The 20,890-nt window shown below is 48.9% G+C and carries 15 protein-coding genes and 1 tRNA gene; 10 read left to right on the forward strand and 6 right to left on the reverse strand.

Annotated elements, in window-relative coordinates:
- The first annotated feature begins 135 nt into the window (after nt 1-135).
- Entirely contained in the window at nt 136-1,041 is a 906-nt protein-coding gene (locus tag B5G04_RS02715; RefSeq protein WP_087249358.1) for a helix-turn-helix domain-containing protein, read from the forward strand.
- Between the two features lie 466 nt (nt 1,042-1,507).
- On the opposite strand, the gene B5G04_RS02720 is transcribed toward B5G04_RS02715, so the two are convergent.
- The 3 genes from B5G04_RS02720 to B5G04_RS02730 all read right to left on the reverse strand — a co-directional run bounded on the left by B5G04_RS02720 (nt 1,508) and on the right by B5G04_RS02730 (nt 4,049).
- Nucleotides 1,508-2,683 (reverse strand): site-specific integrase, encoded by a 1,176-nt coding sequence (locus B5G04_RS02720; RefSeq protein ID WP_087249356.1) that lies wholly within the window; start codon nt 2,681-2,683, stop codon nt 1,508-1,510.
- Nucleotides 2,684-2,897: 214 nt separating this feature from the next.
- A tRNA-Lys gene (locus tag B5G04_RS02725) sits at nt 2,898-2,973 on the reverse strand.
- 122 nt (nt 2,974-3,095) lie between these two features.
- A complete protein-coding gene (locus B5G04_RS02730) occupies nt 3,096-4,049 on the reverse strand; it encodes an IS30 family transposase (RefSeq protein WP_087395476.1) in 954 nt (317 codons plus the stop codon).
- Nucleotides 4,050-4,356: 307 nt separating this feature from the next.
- Between B5G04_RS02730 and B5G04_RS02735 the strand changes: the two genes are divergently transcribed.
- Complete coding sequence (locus B5G04_RS02735; protein WP_087251179.1) at nt 4,357-5,031, forward strand: zinc metallopeptidase; 675 nt, start codon at nt 4,357-4,359, stop codon at nt 5,029-5,031.
- Nucleotides 5,032-5,170: 139 nt separating this feature from the next.
- The gene (hisS, locus tag B5G04_RS02740) at nt 5,171-6,529 is read left to right on the forward strand and encodes a histidine--tRNA ligase (RefSeq protein ID WP_022039844.1); all 1,359 of its coding nucleotides are present in this window, start codon (nt 5,171-5,173) and stop codon (nt 6,527-6,529) included.
- Nucleotides 6,530-6,732: 203 nt separating this feature from the next.
- Here hisS and B5G04_RS02745 read toward each other — a convergent pair whose 3' ends face one another.
- Nucleotides 6,733-7,959, reverse strand: coding sequence for a DNA recombination protein RmuC (locus B5G04_RS02745; RefSeq protein ID WP_022039845.1), 1,227 nt, complete (start codon nt 7,957-7,959; stop codon nt 6,733-6,735).
- Nucleotides 7,960-8,218: 259 nt separating this feature from the next.
- Here B5G04_RS02745 and B5G04_RS02750 point away from each other — a divergent pair, with 259 nt between their 5' ends.
- From B5G04_RS02750 to B5G04_RS02780, 6 genes are all read left to right on the forward strand, one after another.
- The gene (locus tag B5G04_RS02750) at nt 8,219-9,556 is read left to right on the forward strand and encodes a cytidylate kinase family protein (protein WP_087395651.1); all 1,338 of its coding nucleotides are present in this window, start codon (nt 8,219-8,221) and stop codon (nt 9,554-9,556) included.
- A gap of 186 nt (nt 9,557-9,742) precedes the next feature.
- Complete coding sequence (locus B5G04_RS02755) at nt 9,743-10,015, forward strand: co-chaperone GroES (RefSeq protein WP_087395654.1); 273 nt, start codon at nt 9,743-9,745, stop codon at nt 10,013-10,015.
- A gap of 33 nt (nt 10,016-10,048) precedes the next feature.
- Entirely contained in the window at nt 10,049-11,680 is a 1,632-nt protein-coding gene (gene groL / locus B5G04_RS02760) for a chaperonin GroEL (protein ID WP_087208725.1), read from the forward strand.
- Nucleotides 11,681-11,889: 209 nt separating this feature from the next.
- Entirely contained in the window at nt 11,890-12,357 is a 468-nt protein-coding gene (locus B5G04_RS02765) for a nucleoside deaminase (RefSeq protein WP_087251184.1), read from the forward strand.
- A 505-nt stretch (nt 12,358-12,862) separates the two neighbouring features.
- Nucleotides 12,863-14,527, forward strand: a complete 1,665-nt coding sequence (locus B5G04_RS02775; RefSeq protein WP_022039851.1) for a nucleoside kinase — start codon at nt 12,863-12,865, stop codon at nt 14,525-14,527.
- A gap of 64 nt (nt 14,528-14,591) precedes the next feature.
- The gene (locus B5G04_RS02780; protein WP_022039852.1) at nt 14,592-15,353 is read left to right on the forward strand and encodes a copper homeostasis protein CutC; all 762 of its coding nucleotides are present in this window, start codon (nt 14,592-14,594) and stop codon (nt 15,351-15,353) included.
- Here B5G04_RS02780 and B5G04_RS02785 read toward each other — a convergent pair.
- Both B5G04_RS02785 and B5G04_RS02790 read right to left on the reverse strand, forming a co-directional pair.
- Nucleotides 15,350-15,871 carry a DUF6125 family protein gene (locus tag B5G04_RS02785; protein WP_087395657.1) on the reverse strand — a complete coding sequence of 174 codons (522 nt, stop codon included), beginning with the start codon at nt 15,869-15,871 and terminating at the stop codon, nt 15,350-15,352. The two genes, B5G04_RS02780 and B5G04_RS02785, sit on opposite strands and share 4 nt — an antisense overlap.
- Nucleotides 15,872-16,236: 365 nt before the next feature.
- The gene (locus tag B5G04_RS02790) at nt 16,237-18,834 is read right to left on the reverse strand and encodes a transglutaminase-like domain-containing protein (RefSeq protein ID WP_087395660.1); all 2,598 of its coding nucleotides are present in this window, start codon (nt 18,832-18,834) and stop codon (nt 16,237-16,239) included.
- 563 nt (nt 18,835-19,397) lie between these two features.
- Between B5G04_RS02790 and rpoN the strand changes: the two genes are divergently transcribed.
- Entirely contained in the window at nt 19,398-20,885 is a 1,488-nt protein-coding gene (gene rpoN / locus B5G04_RS02795; protein ID WP_087395663.1) for an RNA polymerase factor sigma-54, read from the forward strand.
- Nucleotides 20,886-20,890 lie beyond the last annotated feature (5 nt).

Here is a 20,890-nt window from a genome sequence, read left to right on the forward strand (position 1 = left end):
AAATTCATCCTTATACGGATTACAGAAAGGAATAGATGTTTTACAGAAATGCTTCTTTTACCGCATAATAATCAATTATTCGGCAGTAATAATCAATATTTTCAGTATCTTTGCGTTCATTGAAAGGAAAGAATCATGAGTGACATTTTAGACTTGAGAACAATAGACGATTACAACCAGTTTCATGGACTTGAAACGCAGCATTCGCTGGTAAGTTTAGCCGATTTCTCAAAAATGGAGAAGTGCCCCCACCGCCGAATGCGTTTAGGCTTTTATGCCATTCTGCTGAAAGACGAAATATACGGACCGCTGACTTACGGACGCAACAAGTATGACTATGAGGCAGGCACGCTGGTCTTTATTGCACCCGGTCAGGTGATAGGAATTGATGACGGCGGATATACGCCGCACCCGCAGGGCTATGGTTTGTTTTTCCATCCTGATCTGACACGTGGCACATCGCTCGCCCACAAGATGAAGGACTATACATTCTTCTCATACGAAGTGAATGAGGCTCTGCACATGTCAGAACGCGAACGGCAGACCGTATTCAACTGTTTCGGTGAGATAGAAGAGGAACTCAGGCACGACATTGACAAGCACAGCAGGAGTATCATCGTTTCCAATATTGAGGTGCTGCTCAACAACTGCCTCCGTTTCTACGACCGCCAGTTCGCCACCCGTTCCGTCATTAACAGTGATGTGCTGACCCGCTTCCGTACGCTGCTGAACGATTATTTCAATTCCGACAGACCTGAGGAGCAGGGATTGCCTTCGGTGGCATGGTGTGCCGACCAGCTACATTTCTCCGCCAACTATTTCGGAGACATGGTAAAGATGCAGACTGGGAAATCCGCCATTGAATGCATCCATCAAGCAGTCATTGACAAAGTAAAAGACCTTCTTCTTGAAACAGACAAGACAATCAGCGAGATAGCCTACGAAACCGGCTTCAAATATCCCCAGCACCTGACCAGGCTGTTCAAGAGTACAGCCGGATGCGCCCCGAAAGAATATCGGGAAAATGCCGGAACCCTATAAACAAAATCTTTTTTCAGTAACGCTTGACCGTACGGCTATATAGCCATGGTCAGGCGTTTCTTTCAATAATAATTCTTCTTCGTGTTTGGCTGGCTAACTCAAACATTAACAAATTCAATTCATCAGCCATACTACCTTTGTCTGCTATTACTTATAATTGCGGTATTTAAGACTTGAACAACACCACAGACTTCCATATCGGGGCGAGATGTTTCCTTGCTTGCATAAAGTGATTGACTTTTGCCAATCAAGACTCTACTTTGAATGTCAAGGCAAGCAGACATTCGCGAAATGCCGGGGAGTATAGCAAAGTTCTCACAAAGAACTGATGATATACTTGATTTATAGTTTATTTGTACCATTTTTGGCCCACTATCCATATAACATTTAGAGTGTATAGAGGGGGTCGTCATTTTAACGACCCCCTCTCGATATAAGCACCTTAGCTCTTACTTGCGGTAATTTTTTATTTCCAAACCCTGAACATCCTATCTCCAATGTTCTGCGACACATATTGCATGGGCAGTTTCGCATAGATTTCGGTTGTCCTTATAGAGGTATGCCCCATCATAATTTGCAGCACCTCTTTGGATATTCCTTGCCCAAGAGCCACCGTACAGGCGAATGTATGGCGGGCAATATGTGTGGTTAAAGGAAAAGGACAGCCGAGAGCCAAGCCTATGCCTTTAAGGAATTGATTGTACTTCTGATTGGAGGTTATCTCCATATTGAAGTTGTTACGCTCCAAGATTTTCCGTGTGATGGGCAGGATAGGTGTGACAAACTCATTTCCTGTCTTTATGCGGTGACCGTCAATGTAGTCCTTACCGTCAATGGAAACAACGTGCTGCTCGTAGTCAAATGATTTGGCATCGCTGTATGCCATGCCTGTAAAAGTCTGGAAGAGGAAGAAATCAAGATACTTGTTCATTACTGCATCCGTGCTCTCCTCTCGCATACGGATTAGCTTTTTCAGTTGAGCTTCGGTAAGGTGAGGACGGTCACTTTTCTCCCCACGCTTGTCTTGGAACCGCTCGTATGGGTTCTCTTTGATGAGCCCAAGGCGGAAAGCTTCGGACACATACGACTTGAACCGCTTGTGGTAGTTGTGGATGGCTGCCTGACTTCTGACGATTGGTTTGCCTTTGGTGGTATAGGTCTGTTCTTCCCTGATGAAAAGATCAAACTGATAGATATGTTGCAGGGTTACATCATCAAAAGTCTTGAACTTGCCGAAACGTTCAAGTGCTTTGTAGGTGGTCAGATGTCCCTTTCGAGTACCTTCACGGAGCGGACGATTATTAATACGCTCCCTAAGCCACGCCATAAAGTTACGGCGGTTGCCGCCGTCCGCACTCAAGTAGGTCTTGAATTGAGCGATAGTCATATCGTCCTTGTTCACCTGCATGGCGATAAGGATATGCTCGAATTCGGTTACTTTTTTCTGGATTTCCTCGTTGATGACAACGGCACGCGGATGATTCACCACCACCCCATTCTCCCATTGGTCAAGGGTAACGCTATGCCCTGAATGGAAATAACAGCGTTCACGCTGGAGACAGACCACAATTTCGATAGCTCCCGCCACTGTTGCCGTGGCTTTCTTCTTCCGGTTGAAGAACAATCTTACGTACTTACTCATAATGGTAACACATTTGTGAGATTGGTAACACAGCTATGGTAACACAAAACCCGTCCAAAAGGGGCTTTTTACGTCCAAGTGTGTCGCTTTTTCTCGTTTTTTTTGATGGTGTCACCACCTTTTATGCTGCCTCAAAAGAAGATGTAACTAATTGAACGCCAGCAGTATTATACGAATTAAAAAGAAAAGGTCTTCACCTCTGAAGACCTCTCTTTGGTGATCCGCTTGGGGCTCGAACCCAAGACCCCAACATTAAAAGTGTTGTGCTCTACCTGCTGAGCTAGCGAATCAAACCTGTTTGCCATCATTCCTGATTGCGTGTGCAAAGGTATAACTTTTTTCCGAATCTGCAAAGGATTCTTCAAAAAAAGTACAAATATATTGCCGGCAGAGTCAACCAGCGAGTGCAACATTACGAAATATTTTTGAAAAAGACCTCAGCCGGAGTCAAGAAATTGAGTTTTTCTCTCGGTCTGGCATTAATTTTCTTCCTGATCTTGGTTATTTTTCCTTCTGTAACCGTACTGATGTCGGTTCCTTTCGGGATATATTGCCGTATCAGCTTGTTGCCGTTTTCTATGGCTCCTTTCTGCCATGCGCAATAGGAATCGGCAAAATACACGGGCACGTTGAGCTTCTTGGTTATCCATTCATGCTCGGCGAACTCACTGCCGTTGTCCGTGGTGATGGACTTCAAGGCCTCTCCCTTGTATGGCAGCAGCAACCTCCACACGGTTCTTGCCACAGGCTTCGCTTTCTTCCCGTGCTTGAGCCTTTCCATCAACAGGAAGTTCGTGCTCCTTTCCGTCAGCGTGAGGATGGCGTTGCTGTCCTTGTCCACGATGAGGTCCATCTCCCAGTCCCCGAAACGTTTGCCGTCGGCTTCCGCCGGACGCTCGTGTATGCTCACACGGTTACGGATGTTCGTGGCCTTAGTCTCATGACGGTGTGAGGCCTTGCGCTTGTATTTCATCTTATGCCGGCAATGGGAAGCCAGTTCCCCGCTTTCGTCCTTGCGGATGAGGGCGTAAATGGCTTCATGGGAGACGTTTATACCCTCCAGCTTCAAACGTCCGGATATCTGCCGGGGAGACCACTGCTCGTTTTTTATGAACTCAATGATGCGCCATTGCAGCACATCATCCAGCCCCCTGTTGCCGGGCGTATGACACCGGCGGGATTCTGCCATGTCATGCGCCTTGTTCCATACATACTTGCCGCTCGGCGTGGAGTTACGCTTTATCTCACGGCTTACCGTCGATTTGTGGACTCCTATGGAACGAGCAATCATTTCCAGAGTCTCACCCTTTTGTCGTCCCAGGTAAATTGCGTACCTTTGCTCACGGGTTAAGTGCTTATACTTCATAGACAATACAAAAGTAATTAATCCGTGGGAGACAGAGGTCTCCCTTTTTTATTTTGTATTGCCGGATGACCCTGATTCCGGGCTTCCACCGCCTTCCTCCGCCCTTTCCGCTACGCTCCAAGGACGGAGGAAGGCGGTGGCGGAGTTGCACTTCTAACTTGACGGTGGGCAAATATATTGCCTTTTTGGCTAAATATTCCTCAATAAAATGCCTGACAGATTGATTAGTTTTCGATTTTTCCCTACATTTGGCAAGATATTTGTAACGTTTCTGACGAAACCATATGATTTAAAGAATATAACACTTATGATGTACTGGATTTTATTTATTGCCATTGCCCTTATCAGTTATTGGGTACAGGCTAACTTGAAACGAAAGTTCGACAAGTATTCACACATTGCGCTAACCAATGGAATGACAGGCAAAGAGGTTGCTGAAAAAATGCTACGCGACAATGGCATCTACGATGTCCGGGTTACCAGCACACCGGGTATGCTCACCGACCATTACAATCCTGCCAACAAAACCGTCAATCTCAGCGAAGGGGTCTATAACACGTGCAGTGTAGCCGCAGCAGCCGTAGCCGCACACGAATGCGGACACGCCATACAACACGCACGGGCCTACGCTCCGCTTCAGATGCGTTCGGCGCTAGTACCCGTGGTGCAGTTCTCTTCTTCCATCGTGCAATGGGTGTTATTGGCAGGAATGTTCCTCATCAATACGTTCCCCCAACTGATGCTTATCGGCATCTGCCTTTTTGCGATGACCACGTTGTTCAGCTTTATCACCTTGCCGGTAGAAATCGATGCAAGCCGACGTGCCCTGGTATGGCTGAAAGGGGCAGGCATCACTAATGCCTATAACCAGACTCAGGCTTTCGATGCCTTGAAATCGGCGGCATATACCTACGTAGTGGCTGCATTGGGGTCGCTTGCCACATTGATTTACTACGTGTCGATTTTCACCAACCGCCGCTAGTAAAGATATTTTGCGAGTTCCTATTTTGCCTTTTACAAATTACGGCTGCTTATGGCTACAAAATGGTAATCAGTAAATGGTAAATGATAAAGGTTTTTTCCGTAATTTTGCGACCACAAACTTTTAAAACCGATTTATTATGGCAACAAAACCAGGCATTCCGAAAGGAACCAGAGACTTTTCGCCCGTGGAAATGGCGAAACGTAATTATATATTCGATACCATCCGCAAGGTATTCCACCTCTATGGGTTCCAACAGATAGAAACCCCCTCTATGGAAAACCTTTCTACGCTGATGGGCAAATATGGCGAAGAAGGAGACAAACTGCTCTTCAAGATACAAAACTCGGGAGACTACTTTTCGGGACTTACCGATGAGGAGCTGCTCTCACGCAACGCGGCCAAGTTGGCAAGCAAATTTTGCGAAAAAGGCTTACGCTATGACCTTACCGTTCCTTTTGCCCGCTACGTGGTAATGCACCGCGAAGAACTGACATTCCCTTTCAAACGCTTCCAAATTCAGCCCGTATGGCGTGCCGACCGACCGCAGAAGGGACGTTACCGGGAATTTTACCAATGTGACGCCGATGTCGTGGGAAGCAACTCACTCCTGAACGAGGTAGAACTGGTGCAGATGATTGATACCGTATTCACCCAATTCGGTATCCGTGTCGCCATCAAGATAAACAACCGCAAAATCCTGAGCGGTATAGCCGAAATCATCGGCGAAGCGGACAAGATAGTAGACATCACCGTAGCCATCGACAAGCTGGACAAAATCGGACTAGACAATGTCAATGCCGAACTTGCCTCAAAAGGTATCCCACAAGAAGCCATCGACAAGCTTCAGCCCATTATCCAGCTGAGCGGAACAAACGAAGAAAAGCTCGACACCCTGAAACAGGTGCTCGCCGCCAGCCAGACAGGAATGAAAGGCATCGAAGAAAGCGAGTTTATCCTGAAGACACTTGCCGGACTGAATATCCGTTCGGAAGTGGAACTTGACCTCACTCTGGCACGCGGCCTGAACTATTACACGGGCGCCATCTTCGAAGTGAAAGCCCTTGACGTACAGATAGGAAGCATCAGCGGAGGCGGACGATATGACAACTTGACAGGTGTATTCGGCATGGAAGGTGTATCGGGCGTAGGCATCTCATTCGGTGCCGACCGTATTTATGACGTTCTGAACCAGCTCGACCTGTATCCGAAAGATGCATCGGCTGGCACACAAGTGTTGTTCGTTAATTTCGGTGAAGCAGAAACTGCTTATGTACTTCCGATTCTCGCGAAAGTGCGTGCGGCAGGCATCTCTGCCGAGATTTATCCCGACAGTGCCAAGATGAAGAAACAGATGAGCTACGCCAATGCCAAAGCGGTCCCTTTCGTAGCCATCGTGGGTGAAAACGAAATGCAGGAAGGCAAAGTGACACTTAAGAATATGGCGACCGGAGAGCAGGCTTTGATCACTCCGGACGAGTTGATTGCCTCTTTCTGATAAAGTTGACAAGGTAACAAGTTGACTAGTTGACAAGGTTTTAGAAAATACCAGTAGATAAAAGGAGTCAGAAGGAGTTAAATGCCAATAGCACAAAAGTATTGGCTTCCAACTCCCTTTAACTCCTTGCCGGCTAAATGCAGACATTCATTTCACACCATCCGGTTGATGCCAGCACGACTATTTAAAGCCTTGTAGCCCAGTCATCTCGTTACCTCATCGCTTGAAACTTTCAATTGCTTTTTCGGTGTAATCCCCAACTCTTTCAGCATCTCCGCCTGGCGGATGACGTTGCCTTTTCCTTCCGAAAGTTGTCCCAATGCCGTGTCGTATGCCGAAGAAGCCGCTTTCAGCGTATCCCCTATCCGTTCGAAAGTCTCGGTAAACCCTACCAGCTTCTCATAAAGTGCAGTGCCACGACGCACAATTTCCTGAATGTTCTTCTCCTGATATTCCCGCTTCCACAGGTCGAGTGCCAACCGGAGCGCAGCTATCAAGTTGGTAGGACTCATCAGCACCACCTTCTTGCGGTAGGCATAGTTCCACAGGTCAGGATCCGCCTGCAGGGCAAGCACATAGGCAGGCTCGTTGGGGATGAACATCATCACGAAATCCAGCGAGGCGATGTCGTAGCGCGAATAATCCTTACGGCTCAGCTCGTCGATGTGGGCACGTACCGATGTCAGGTGCGCCTTGAGCAGACGCTCCTGCTCCTCGCGGTCTTCGCTTACCACATAAGCGGCGTAAGCGGTGAGCGACACCTTCGAGTCGATGATTACGCGGCGGTTATCGGGATACATCACCAGCACATCAGGCTGGAGCCGCTGCCCTTCTTCGTTGCGTACAGGATTCCCCTTCTCATCTTTCAAGAACTCTTGGCGGAAATATTCCTCGCCCTCACGCAGTCCTGAGTTTTCCAGAATGGTTTCCAACACCATTTCCCCCCAATTACCCTGCATCTTCGAGTCTCCTTTCAGTGCACGGGTCAGGTTGTTGGCATCATCGCTGATTTGCTTGTTCAGCTGCACCAGCTCCTTGATGCGGTCTTCCAGCGAGAAACGTTGTTTCGATTCTTTGTCATAAACCTCTTCCACCCTATGCCTGAACTCCTTCAGATTGTCACCCAAAGGCTTCAGCAAGGCTCCCAAGCTTTCTGCGCTCTGGCGGTTGAATGCCTCAGCGCGCTGGCGGAGTATCTTGTCGGCTAAGGTTTCAAACTCCAGTGCCGAGCGTTTGTGCAGGTCTTCCATCTCGCGCTTCTGCTCTGCCAGCCTTTCTTCGGAACGGCGGCGTTCGGCTTCTATCAATTCGTGAGCGTGCATTTCCTGCATCTTCAGCTGTACTTCCAGTGCCGCACCTTTCCGCGATGCAAGCAGCCAGCCTGCCACGCATCCCACGACAAGCCCGATAATCAAATATAGTATTTCCATACAAACAAGTTTTTTTTTACGGAGAACAAAGATAACAATTTCATTACAATCGTAACGCCCCCTTACAAAACTTACAAATGACAAATGCTACATTGAATTTTCAAAAGCCGGTGATACAATTGACGGCATTGTCATTTCTGCTGGAATTGTAAGGATGATAACCGTAAGGAGTTTAAATAAGTTTAAAGCGCTGCCGGGACTTAAGCCAACAACGCTGATTTTTGTGTACTTTCGCACTGATTTTTAAAAGTTCAGAACAATGGAATTAAAAAGGAGCAAGGCAGAGTGGATGCGCCGCTATGCCAGTTTTGTCATTATTCTTTTTGTCATCGCCTTAGGCACCTCGTTGTCTATCCGCGCCAATCTCGGGTCATCACCTATATCCGCCCCACCCTATATCCTCTCGCTGATACCGGGGATGAAGATGACGATGGGCCAGCTCACCATCTGCATGCATGTGTTCTTCATCTTGATTCAGATGCTGCTCTTGCGCAAGGATTTCGAGAAACGCCAGTACACCCAGATTTTGGTTTCTTTCCTTTTCGGTTTCTACACCGACCTCACCATGTGGCTCACCGCGCCGCTACAGGTGCCTTTCGAGCTCAATCCGGTGGCAGGTTACCCGTTGCGTTTCATCGAACTGCTCGCCGGAGGTGCCATATTGGCATTCGGCATCGCCTGCGAGGTGCGCTGCGACTCGTTGATGCTTGCCGGCGAAGGGCTTCCGCTTGCCATCTCCCGTTTTCTCAGAAAAGATTTCGGCAAGGTGAAAATCTGTTCCGACACCTGCTTAGTATGCATCGGCACCGTTTTCATGTTCGTCTATTTCGGGCACTGGAGCTGGAAGATGGTGGGCGTAGGCACGTTGGTATCCATGTTCTACGTAGGAATCATGGTACGGGTATTCTCGCCTCACCTCCAGTGGTTAGACCTGATTTTCATCCCCAAAGGCGAGCGCCGGAAAGCTGCCCCACAAACCAGCGACGAGTGGAGAGGCAACCACGTCATCACCATCGCGCGCATGTACGGGAGCGGAGGCGATGCCATCGGTGCGGAAGTAGCACGCCGCCTGGGATGCCCCTGCTACAACCGCCAGCTCATCGACCAGACGGCACAACAGATGGGATATTCCGCCGACTTCGTGGCACAGAACGAGCAAACCCTTTCCACCTCCCGCCTGTGGGAAATGATATTTGCCGACAGCGGCATACCGGCATCCATGAACCCCTCGAAAGAAGACGCCATCTACGTCAGCCAGAGCCGGACTATCCGCGGGTTGGCGCACAAAAGCCCTTGCGTCATCATCGGCAGGTTAGGAAACTGGATTTTGCGCGATGACCCGCACGTGCTCCGTGTCTTCATCATGTCGGGACGGGACTTTGCGGTCAAGCAGCTTGCCGACGAACTTCACCTTTCGGCAACAGATGCCGCCAGAAAAATCGAACAGGTCAACACCGGACGTGCCAACCACTATTGGCACTACACCGGCAAGCAATGGACCGACATCAATGGCTACGACCTGATTATCAACACCGAGCGGACCGGAATCGATGGAGCCGTAGACATGATTCTGCGTGCCGCAAGGCAGATAGCCTGAACCGGCAAGGCATATAAGTGCGCCGCCCGATGTACCTATATGCATCTGTCCACGCAGCTATGTGGCAGACATCATGCTGACAGAATGTCAGAAAAACACTTTGGCACGGTTTTGGTAGAGAGAAAGGTGGCTTGCATGGACAAGCCCGATAGAATTTAATGAATAACGTATAAAAATATAAACATTATGAACATTAAACCATTAGCAGACAGAGTGCTAATTCTTCCGGCACCTGCAGAAGAAAAGACAATCGGTGGCATCATCATCCCCGATACAGCAAAAGAAAAACCGTTGCAAGGTGAAGTTGTAGCCGTAGGCAATGGCACAAAAGACGAAGAAATGATCCTGAAAGCAGGCGACCAAGTATTATATGGCAAATATTCGGGCACAGAAATCGAACACGACGGTGTAAAATACCTGATTATGCGTCAAAGCGATGTGCTCGCCGTACTCAATTAATAATGAATAATGAACAATTAAAAACGAAGAATCATGGCAAAAGAAATACTTTTCAATATTGATGCCCGCGACCAGTTGAAGAAAGGCGTGGACGAACTGGCAAATGCCGTAAAAGTGACACTGGGTCCGAAAGGACGTAACGTCATCATTGAAAAGAAATTCGGTGCTCCGCAAATCACGAAAGACGGTGTAACCGTAGCAAAAGAAATCGAACTGGCAGACGCTTTCCAGAACACCGGCGCACAGTTGGTGAAATCTGTAGCTTCGAAAACCGGCGACGATGCAGGCGACGGTACAACTACCGCAACCGTACTGGCTCAGGCTATCGTAGGCGTAGGACTGAAGAACGTAACCGCCGGTGCCAACCCGATGGACTTGAAGCGTGGTATCGACAAAGCCGTAGCGAAAGTCGTTGAATGCATCAAGGCTCAGGCTGAAACCGTAGGAGACAACTATGACAAGATAGAACAAGTAGCTACTGTATCTGCCAACAACGACCCGGTTATCGGTAAACTGATTGCCGACGCTATGCGTAAGGTTTCGAAAGACGGTGTCATCACCATCGAAGAAGCCAAAGGTACCGACACCACCATCGGCGTTGTAGAAGGTATGCAGTTCGACCGTGGATATCTGTCTCCTTACTTCGTAACGGATACAGAAAAGATGGAATGCGTAATGGAACGTCCGTACATCCTGATTTACGATAAGAAAATCAGCAACCTGAAAGACTTCCTGCCTATCCTCGAACCTGCCGTACAGAGCGGACGTCCTTTGCTGGTTATCGCAGAAGATGTAGATAGCGAAGCCTTGACCACATTGGTTGTCAACCGCTTGCGTGGCCAGTTGAAGATTTGTGCCGTTAAGGCTCCGGGCTTCGGCGACCGTCGTAAAGCCATGCTGGAAGATATCGCTATCCTGACGGGTGGTGTTGTCATCAGCGAAGAAAAGGGTTTGAAACTGGAACAAGCCACTATCGACATGCTGGGTAGCTGCGAAAAAGTTACCATCACAAAAGAAAACACAACCATCGTGAACGGTGCCGGTGACAAAGACAACATTTTGGACCGTATCAACCAAATCAAGGCTGAAATCAAGAACTCTACTTCCGACTATGACAAGGAAAAACTTCAGGAACGTCTTGCCAAATTGTCGGGCGGTGTAGCCGTGCTTTACGTAGGTGCAGCCAGCGAAGTGGAAATGAAGGAAAAGAAAGACCGTGTAGACGATGCTTTGTGCGCGACACGTGCGGCTATCGAAGAAGGTATCGTTCCGGGCGGTGGCGTAACCTACATCCGTGCCATCGATGCACTGGAAGGCTTGAAGGGTGACAATGCCGATGAAACTACCGGTATCGAAATCATCAAACGTGCCATCGAAGAACCGTTGCGCCAGATTGTTGCCAACGCCGGCAAGGAAGGTGCAGTAGTTGTTCAGAAAGTACGTGAAGGCAAAGGTGACTTCGGCTACAATGCACGCACAGACGTTTACGAAAATCTGCATGCCGCAGGCGTGGTAGACCCTGCCAAGGTAACCCGTGTAGCATTGGAAAATGCGGCTTCTATCGCCGGTATGTTCCTGACTACAGAATGTGTCATCGTAGATAAGAAAGAAGACAAGCCCGAAATGCCGGCACCCGGAATGGGAGGCATGGGTGGCATGATGTAATATATCTCTTACCCGATAAAAAGAAAGCGGGGGTACGTAAAAGTGCCTCCGCTTTTTTTGTGTTTTTCACCACAGATTACACAGATTTTATTTATCCATGAATGTCTGGCAATCCTTATGTTTTTATTCCTAAATAATTTTATGAATCTGTGTAATCTGTGGTGAAAAAAACGTATCTTTAGGGACACGAAACTTAAACCTGAAAGCTTATGACGAAAGAAGAATTGATGCGCAAAGCTATAGAACTGTCGATACGCAATGTAGCCGAAGGAGGAGGCCCCTTTGGAGCCGTCATCGCACGCAACGGGGAAATCATCGCCACAGGTACCAACCGAGTAACCCCCGACCACGACCCTACCGCCCATGCCGAAGTAAGCGCCATCCGTGCCGCTTGCCGGAAACTGGGGACATTCGACCTGAGCGGATGCGAAATCTACACCTCGTGCGAACCTTGCCCCATGTGTCTGGGAGCCATCTATTGGGCGCATCTGGACCGCATGTATTACGGAAACGACAAACACGATGCCGCCCGTATCGGATTCGATGACGCATTCATCTACAAAGAACTGGAACTGAATCCTGAAGACCGCCGCCTGCAAGCGGAACGCCTCTTGCCCGAAGAAGCCCTCAAAGCTTTCACCGACTGGGAAAATAAAACGGACAAAACAGCGTACTAATGATTAATGTGATAATGTGGCAATGTGATAATGTATTCTCACATTAGCACATTATTCATTAGCACATTAATCATTATTCATTAGCACATTAACAAAAAAGGTTGCAAAGCTCTACGCCCTGCAACCTCCATTATTCATTCCATTTTCATTTACTTTTTACTACATTCAAAAAAATCCTAATCTTCTGTCAACGTGTCATGTCTTCCCAGATACGCACATTGTTGTTCTTCATTTCCAGAAGACCTGTTACAAGAATTTTTTTCATCCTTTTAAGCATACTAGTTATCCTGTTTTTATGTTTTACGACACAAAAATACAGGTTTACGACATATGTTATTATATTTAAAAGCAGTTTTTCGCATTCTTCTCGCAAATTCTTGATATAAATCAAAAGTCGTTGATTTTTCTTGGGAACTATACCATCAAATAAAAAAAGATTTAAAAGTCAATGAATGTCGGGATTAATTCGTAACTTAACCCTCGAAAACAACAAATATACACCTTTATGGTAGACATCTATTGCAAAAACAACAATTCCACCCAAAGTTTTCCCGAAGGGAGCAGTTTGCTCGACATCTATAACGGTTTCGGACTGGATATGCCTTATGGCGTGGTAAGCGCCAAGGTAAACAATAAAGTAGAAGACCTGAACTTCAGAGTATACTATAATAAGGATGTCGAGTTCCTCGACATCACAAATCCTTCAGGAATGCGCACTTACTTCCGCTCGTTGTGTTTCATTCTGGTCAAGGCGGTAGAAGAACTCTATCCTCAAGGAAGCATCTCGCTGGAGCATCCTGTATCAAGAGGTTATTATTGCGATTTGCATCTGGACCGTTCCATCGGACTAGACGATGTGATTCGCATCAAGCAGAAAATGCAGGAAATCATTGCAGCAGACATCCCTTTCCAGCGCATCGAGTGCCACACCAGACAAGCGGCCGAAATGTTCCTCCAGCACGGGATGATGGACAAGGCAAAACTCCTCCGCAGCTATGACCAGTTATACACATTTTACTATCGGCTGGGAAACACGACGGATTGCTATTACGGAAGCCTCGTCCCCAGCACCGGATACATCCGTTTGTTCGACATCGTAAAATACTATGACGGACTACTCCTGCGCATCCCTAACCGGAAAGACCCTACCCGGCTGGAAGAAGTGGTAAAGCAAGAAAAAATGCTGGAAGTATTCCAAGAATACCATCGCTGGAACGAGATCTTAGGCATCGCCACCGTAGGCGATTTCAATATCGCGTGCCAGAAAGGGCTTGCCACCGAGCTGGTCAATGTATCCGAAGCACTTCAGGAAAAGAAAATCGTCCGCATCGCCGATGAAATCACCCACCGTGACCAGAACGGGGAACGTGTCAAACTGGTCCTGATTTCGGGACCGTCCTCATCGGGAAAAACCACCTTCAGCAAGCGCCTGAGCGTACAGCTCATCACCAACGGCATGCGCCCTTACCCTATCTCGCTGGACGATTATTTCGTGAACCGCGACGATACCCCGTTGGACGAAAACGGGAAGCACGATTTCGAATCATTCTATGCCCTCGACCTGCCTTTTTTCGAATCGCAATTACAAGATCTGATAGCCGGTAAAGAAATTGAACTTCCACGCTTCAACTTCGTGACAGGGAAACGGGAAATGAGTGGCAGGAAACTCCGTATCAATGACAACATGATTCTGATACTGGAAGGCATACACGCACTCAATCCCGAACTGACACGCCACATTCCGGAAGCGAACAAATACAAAATCTATGTATCGGCACTGACCACTATCCAACTGGATAATCATAACTATATCCCAACGACAGACAACCGGCTCCTGCGCCGCATCATCCGTGACTCGAAATACCGGGGAAGCAGTGCCGAGGATACCATCAACCGGTGGGAAAGCGTACGTGCAGGAGAAGAAAAGTGGATTTTCCCTTACCAGGAATATGCCGATGCAATGTTCAACTCCGCCCTTCTGTTCGAGCTTGCCGTGCTGAAAGACTATGCCGAACCCCTCTTACGCAAAGTACCGAACAATTGTCCGGCGTATTCGGAAGCCAACCGCCTGCTTCGTTTTCTGGGCTATTTTACGTCTATCCCCGATAATCAGTTACCACCCACCTCGCTCCTTCGCGAATTCTTGGGTGGAAGCAGCTTCAGATATTAATTCCCGCAGTTTGCCACCGTGCCCACTGTGGTGAGAATACTAATTTTACACATACTTTAAAACGATGAACGAAAGAAAATACACATTCGAAGTGTGCGCCAATTCGGTAGAAAGCTGTCTTGCCGCACAAGAAGGAGGAGCCCAGCGCGTAGAACTGTGCGCCGGCATCCCCGAAGGAGGGACTACCCCTTCGTATGGTGAAATCAAGACCGCACGCCGGATGCTCGACATCCGTCTGCATGTCATCATCCGCCCAAGGGGAGGCGATTTCCTGTATTCTCCCATCGAAGCAGAAACAATGCTGGAAGATATCCGCACGGCACGTAAGGCTGGTGCCGACGGACTGGTGTTCGGATGTCTCACACCGGAAGGCAACATCGACCTGGCACTGATGCAAAAACTGATGGAAGCCAGCGGAGACACCCCTGTCACCTTCCATCGTGCCTTCGATCATTGCCAGAATCCTTACCGGGCACTTGATGAACTGGTATCATTGGGAGTGACACGCATCCTTACTTCGGGCCAGCAACCCACCGCCCCTCAAGGTGCCCCTCTTCTCAAAGACCTGCAAGTATATGCCAAAGAGCGCATCATCCTTCTTGCCGGATGTGGCGTGAACGAAACAAATATCCGAAAGCTGGCACAAGACACCAGCATCCGGGAATTCCATTTCTCTGCCCGCGAGCAAGTGAAGAGCCGTATGCTTTTCACCAATCCAGAAGTCACAATGGGAAGCAAAGATGCAGACGAATATACCCGCGATGTCACTACATCCCGACGGGTACGGGCTACAATTGAAGCATTATGCGGAACACCGTATGACTAATCATCCAGCCTGAAACGCCAAGCGCAACAACATGCAGGGTCTGTCACGTCGGGAAAGCATGAAATGCACTCGCACGAGATGCGCTCGTCAATGGTACGGGCGAAACCTGCATACTCTATCTCGCCTACTGGCTTGCAAGGATGGAAAGGCATTCCTTTCCGTTCGCGTGCCCGTTGCACCCGACATTCACGGGTACGGTACACCAATGTTTTCCTTTCGGCATCCATGATGATATCCGCCTCATTCAGATTCGCATAAAAACGGCATTGCAAAGCACGGGCAAGTCCTTCTAAGCCGGCACGTTCGGGCAAGCCCAAGAACGCCTTGATGCGCTTGGCTTCAATCACGGTAAACCTCTGCCAAGCCTCGGCATCGTGATGCATCGCCTCGTCCATCCCACGCATCCGCTCTACCGACTGAAACCACACGCCGTCCATCGCCAGCCAGTTTTTCGAATAATCTTCTATCAACCGTATCAACTCTTCTTTGGAGAGTGAAAGCAAAAATTCGTTTTTCATTATGCTTCTTTTTAATGAATCCCGCATCTTGCCAATTAACTTGTAGGGCAGGGTTTGCCTGCCCGAAAACATCCACGTGGACGCATACAGGCGGTCGAACCCCACCCTACATTGGCTAATTGCGGAATATATCAAAATAGTAAATAATGCCAATCAGGAGTTAAAAGGGAGTTATCTCCCGCTGGGCGGGCTGGGAGTTAGATGCCAATACCCCTTGCACTGTTTTCAGAGACAGGACTATTGGACTTTAACTCCTCAATGAAGTGATAACTCCTGTGAAACTTAACTACGTTTAACTCCTGATTCGCATAAATAGTAAATTATCAAATCGTAAATTGACTAATCTGTGGTGAAAACCAATCTTTTTACAACCCATGAACCGTATGCAAGAGCTGGTCGCCCATGCCGATGGTATAGCCATGCGACTCGAATACCACACGGTTGAACGTATCGGCTACGATGAAAACCGGAAGACGGGTGCCAGCCTGAAGCTTCATCTCCTGCCGGATAGCGGCCTCTATGCTTCCGTCAGCATCAATACCGAAAACTACGGTCGAAGGCAAGCCTTCTATCGGAGCCGACTGATATTTCTCGTATGCGGCACGTGAGGGGAAAAGCAACACAATCTTCCGTCCCCATTTCTCCAATTCCGAGGCTTTGGCGGCGATGTCCTTCAAGGCATGGTTGGTAGGCTCATCACCCACGCCTAAAATGCCCACAATGAAATAGCCCCTGCCCGTGGTGAGCAAAACCGAAGTCTCCCCACCTTCCGGAGTCTGGAACTTGGATTCCGAATTGAAGCTGCCTATCACACTGACCGCCTCCTCACTCTCACGCATCACCAGTCCTGCATCGGTTTCCTTATCCTGCTCCACGCCAAAGAAAGACACTTGCGCCAGCACGCCTCCCTTAGCCAGACGGGTGCCGGACACCAGCATGTAATAGCCTGCCGGAACCGGGACCGGTTCTTTGAACAACTTGCTCCAAGGCTCGAAATCGGGATAAACCTGCAAGGCAAACCCTTCCCCATCGAAACGGGACAAGGAGAAATGGCGTGCATACGACGGGTCGCCCAGACGGGGTATCGGCGTATAGTCCAGCTTCAGCGTGCCTTCCGCCACTTGTTCCGAACGCCCGCTTTCGAAATCTACCGCTACATCCTTGCCGTTCTCCTTATATAATACATATCCCGTCACACGGTCTATCCATGCGGGAATGCCGAGCGAACGTGCCACCGCTACAAAGAACGTGTTCCGCGAAGTCCGGTCTGCCATACGGCTTTTCCATACCCCTTCGGGAGAAATCACCGTACCCACCGTACACAAGTCATCCCGGAGCATCAGGCTATCCTTACACCATTCCACCAGTTCCAAAGGTTTCTCGCGGAAACGGGCGACATCCGTTTCGGGTATCTCACGCCGGAAGAACGAACGGTAAGGAGTCAGCATTTCGTATCCGATGCGCGGAGCCAAGACCGTAGCCACATCCGCCAGCGAATCCGTATGATACAGATGGTCGTCCAGCACGCTTGCCTCCGCATCGCGCAAGTCTTTCTCGGCAAGTGTGCCCAGCAAATCCAGCGCACGACTCCGCATCTCCCGTCCTGCCGCCTCTTTCAAGAAAGCCTCTATCTCCGAAGCGTTTCCGCGCGAAGCCACGATATAGGGTGCAACCGCTTCTGCATCATATCCCGTTTCCGAGGCAAAGGCACGAATTGCGTCCGCACCGGGGAAGGAAGCAATATACGCATGGCGGATGGAGTCTTCCCGGTTGAAACGGATATCGTTCTCAGCGCGTTGCTCCGGCGTGACTTCCGGAAGTGTCGGGTCACCTGCGGGAGGAACGATGTCAAACGAGAACGAAAGCGTGTCGCCTACCTGATGTTCGAGCCGGAGTTTTACTTCCTTGTCTTTTCCGAAAGACACTTTCTGTATTCCGAACGCACGGTCTTTCACCGCCAGCACCACCATATCTCCCAGTCCGGCGGAAAGGCTTGCCCGTCCGTCCGCACCTGTCTTCTGGGATGAAACCGGATAAAACTCCGCATAGTTATAGATGCCAAAGCGCACGCAAGCATCTTCGACGGGCTTTCCATCTATATCCGTTACCCGTACCGATACAGGTGCGTTTTCCGCATAGTTGCCTATCACGTTTATTTCGGTATAATTGGCGGTGGTGCGCATCACCTCTTCCGGTCCCTCGTAATAGCCGAACACCTTGGTGTGCATCAGCATGCCGCGGCTTGCCGGCTCGTTGAACCAGCCCAAATTAAGCACCGGCTCAGGCTCGCACGCTCCCAGGAAATACCATTTCCCGTCTACCCAAGCCTCTACCCACGCATGATTGTCGTCGGTATGTGCCCAGCGGGGCGTATAGACCTGCCGTGCCGGAATGCCCACCGAGCGGAGCGCAGCCACAAGGAAAGTAGACTCTTCCCCACAACGCCCGTAAGCCGTCCGCACCGTGGCAAGGGGCGAACTGGTACGCGCGTCCGAAGGCTGGTAATTCGCCTTCTCGTGGCACCAATGGTTTACCTCAAGCACGGCGTCATACATCGCCAATCCCTTCAGGCGGGGCATCAGTTCATCGTGGAACACCATCCGCGAGCGGTCGAGCGCCTCGTTATTCACCCGCACCGGAAGGACAAAATGCCGGAACACATCATCGGGAATCTTCTTTCCCCACTCCGTCTCTTCGCGCGTGGCAAACGAGCTCCGGATGTTTTCCAGATAAAAGTTGCCCGAATAATCCGTAATATCGCCCACCGGCATATACGCATAAAAGAACATCAGGGCATCCCGTTCTTCAGCTGTCAATCCTTCATCATCGAACACACCGAAGAAATCCCCTTGTGAGAACAAAGCCTTTTTCGCCTGGAAATCAGCCTTCACCTGCTTCTCGAACGGAGATGTACATGCAGATAACAATGCACATAGCATACCGACACAAACTAATTTTCTCATAAGTCTTGCTTTTTATAGTCAATCAGAAATAAAATGCGAAAAATCATTTGTCATGCTGAGTGCCTATTTCCTGCGGAAAACCCATTCGATTATGACAAATTGTAAATTCGTCATTGGTAACGAAGTGAAGCATCTCGGATGCGCCCACGTGGATGTCTACGAGATCCTTCACGTTCGTTCCCTTAGATGACAATACATCAAGATTTTTTCGCAAACCAATTTTGTTCTACTATATATTCCTCGTTTCACAAAAACAACCGTAGGGGCAGGGTTTGCTCGCCCCTGTTTTACTTGCCCTTCCCAATTCGCCACACAGTGTGTGACCAATCTTGTAGGGGCGTATCGCATACGCCCTGAATACATCTACGCGGATTAGTGGATGCATACGGGCGTATGCGATACGCCCCTACATAGATGTTTCCCCGTCACGCTGGATTTGCAATCCGCATCATCAACAAATGGCTCCGGATTGCAAATCTGGCATGACTGAACAAAGATAAGGAAAAAACGATTCATTCTCAAATTTATTTCCTACCTTTGCGAAAGTTAATCAAATCCGGCTTATGGCAATACATTCAAGTCAAGTACAGACACAGACACAGCAACAAGTACAAACCTTGTCGCCCCAACAGATTTTAGCGGTCAAATTACTGGAACTCCCTACGGTAGAACTGGAAGAGCGCGTCCACGCGGAACTTCTGGACAATCCGGCACTGGAAGAAGGCAAGGAGCCTTCTGGAGATGACCTGCACGGCGATGAGGGGGAAGACTATGCCACCACCGACCAGGACGGCGAGCCCAACACCGATTATGGAGAAGATCTCTCATTGGGTGACTATCGTACCGAAGATGACATCCCCGACTACAAACTACAAGAGAACAACCGCTCAAAAAACGATACTCCCGAAGACATACCCTTCTCGGACAATGTCTCTTTTTATGAAACCCTGAAAGAACAGCTTGACATGCAAGCCCTGACACCCGAAGAAAAGCAATTGGGAGAATACCTTATCGGTTCACTCGACGATGACGGGCTTTTGCGGAAAAGCATTGACTCCATCATCGACGAACTTGCCATCTACCAAGGCATCAGCACCACACCCGAAGAAGTAGAACACGTTTTGTCTGTCATCCAGGACTTCGACCCCGCTGGAATCGGAGCAAGAAACCTGCAAGAATGCCTGCTCCTGCAAATCAGACGGAAAGAAGATTCACCCTTGAAACAAATCGAATACAACATTATCGACAAATGTTGCGATGACTTCACCAAAAAAAACAAAGACAGAATCTTACAAAGACTGAACATCACTGAAAAACAATACAACGATGCTGTAGCAGAACTGGTAAAACTCAATCCGCGTCCTGGAAGCTCAATGGGAGAAGCCATCGGGAAAAACCTGCAACAAATCATTCCCGACTTCATCGTTGAAACCGAAGACGACGGCACCATCAGCCTCAGCCTCAACAACCACAACGTACCCGAACTCCGGCTGAGCCGCGAATTCACCGACATGCTGGACGAGCATACGCGCAACAAAGCGAACCAAAGCAAGGAATCGAAAGATACCCTCCTGTTCTTGAAACAGAAAGTAGACGCAGCACAAAACTTCATCAATGCCGTAAAACAACGCCAACAAACCCTGATGAGTACCATGCAGGCAATTATCGACCTGCAACGCCCCTTCTTCCAGGAAGGAGACGAATCGCTCCTCCGCCCGATGATACTGAAAGACGTGGCAGAACGTACCCATCTGGATATATCTACCATCTCACGCGTGAGCAACAGTAAATATGTGCAGACCAACTTCGGTATCTATCCGCTCAAATTTTTCTTCAGCGACGGATATACTACCGAAAACGGCGAAGAACTTTCTATCCGCGAAATCAAGCGTATACTGAAAGAATGTGTAGACCATGAAGACAAGAACGCACCCTATACTGATGACGAACTTGCCAATATACTGAAAGACAAAGGCTACCCCATCGCACGGCGCACTGTAGCCAAATACCGGCAGCAACTGAACATCCCTGTAGCACGACTAAGAAGATAAAAACA

This window comes from Bacteroides sp. An51A (assembly GCF_002161565.1).
GTDB classification, from domain to species: domain Bacteria; phylum Bacteroidota; class Bacteroidia; order Bacteroidales; family Bacteroidaceae; genus Phocaeicola; species Phocaeicola intestinalis.